Genomic DNA, 1471 nt, shown 5'->3' on the forward strand with positions numbered 1-1471 from the left:
TGTCAGATCGTCTGTGTAAGCGGTGAGTCTGGAGGAAGGATTCATGATGACCGTTGTGACAGATGAGAAGAAGGGCGTGGCGGCTCGTCGGGCGGAGCGGGCGGAGGCGCCTGGTGCTCGGGCGGCGGCGGAGTTGGCCGGGTCGGGGGCGCTGGACGATCTGTTCGCCAAGATCGACGCTGGCGCGATCGAGTTGACCGGGGATGGCGGGTTCATACCCGGGTTGATCAAGGCCGCGGTCGAGCGTGGCCTGCAGGCCGAGCTGACCTCGCATGTCGGCTATGAGAAGGGCGACCCCAACGCGGCGTTCTTCGGTAACTCGCGGAACGGCACGACGCCGAAAACGGTGCTGGCCCAGGTCGGCGATATCGATTTGGACGTGCCTCGGGACCGGCTGGGCACGTTCTGCCCGCAACTGGTGCCGAAGGGCTCGCGCCGCCTCGGTGGGGTCGATGAGATGATCATCTCGTTGTACGCCGGCGGGATGACGGTCCGCGATATCGAGCACTTCCTGGCCTCGACGCTGGGCGCTGAGTTGTCGTACGAGACGATCAGCAAGATCACCGATTCGGTGTGCGACGAGGTCGTGAAATGGCAGCAACGCCCTCTGGATGCGTTGTATCCGGTGATCTACCTGGACGCGATCGTGGTCAAGGTCCGCGACGGCGCGCATGTGAACAACCGGTCGGCGCACATCGCGATCGGGGTCGATCTGGACGGCGTCAAGCACGTCCTTGGTATCTGGATCCAAACCAGCGAGGGTGCAAAGTTCTGGGCCGGGGTGTGCGCCGAGCTTGCCAACCGCGGCATCCGCGACGTACTCATCGTCTGCTGTGACGGCCTCACCGGCCTGCCGGAGGCGATCGAGGCCACCTGGGCGCAAGCGACCGTGCAGACGTGCACGGTGCATCTGATCAGGGCGTCGATGCGGTTCGTCGGCTACCAAGACCGCAAGGCCGTCGCGGCAGCGTTGAAGCCGATCTACACGGCGTCGGATGCGTCCGCGGCCCGCAGCGAGCTGGACGCGTTCGCCGATTCCAAGTGGGGCAAGAAGTACCCGCACACGGTCGCGACCTGGACCGCGGCGTGGGAACGGTTCATCCCGTTCCTGCAGTTTCCGCCCGAGCTGCGTCGGGTGATCTACACCACCAACAGCATCGAATCGTTGAACTACCAGCTCCGCAAGGTGTCGAAGAACCGGGGTCACTTCCCGAACGATCAGGCGGTCGTGAAGCTGTTGTGGCTGGCGATCTGCAACATCGAGGACAAGCGGGCCCGGGACCGCGCCAAGGAGAAGGGCCTGCCCCCGGGACAGCGCAAAGCATCGGGACGGCTCGTCGAGGGCCAAGTCGTCACGAACTGGAAACAAGCACTGGCCCAACTCGCGCTCGTCTACCCCGAGCGCATCAACAAACACCTATAAATCGAACAAAATCGGACAAGCCGCTTACACAGAAATCTTGACAAGCTC

The 1471-nt window shown here is 63.7% G+C and carries 1 protein-coding gene; it reads left to right on the forward strand.

The genetic code is table 11. The features are described from left to right. Positions 1 to 46 precede the first annotated feature (46 nt). Positions 47 to 1423: an IS256 family transposase gene (locus FN821_RS14040; RefSeq protein ID WP_131173179.1), complete on the forward strand. Its 1377-nt coding sequence runs from the start codon at positions 47 to 49 to the stop codon at positions 1421 to 1423. Positions 1424 to 1471 lie beyond the last annotated feature (48 nt).

This window comes from Propioniciclava tarda (genome assembly GCF_900182665.1).
Lineage (GTDB): Bacteria > Actinomycetota > Actinomycetes > Propionibacteriales > Propionibacteriaceae > Propioniciclava > Propioniciclava tarda.

What these genes read in the sequence shown, in the direction of transcription:
- FN821_RS14040 (WP_131173179.1), top strand. Translation starts at nt 47, where the DNA reads ATGACCGTTGTGACAGATGAGAAGAAGGGCGTGGCGGCTCGTCGGGCG.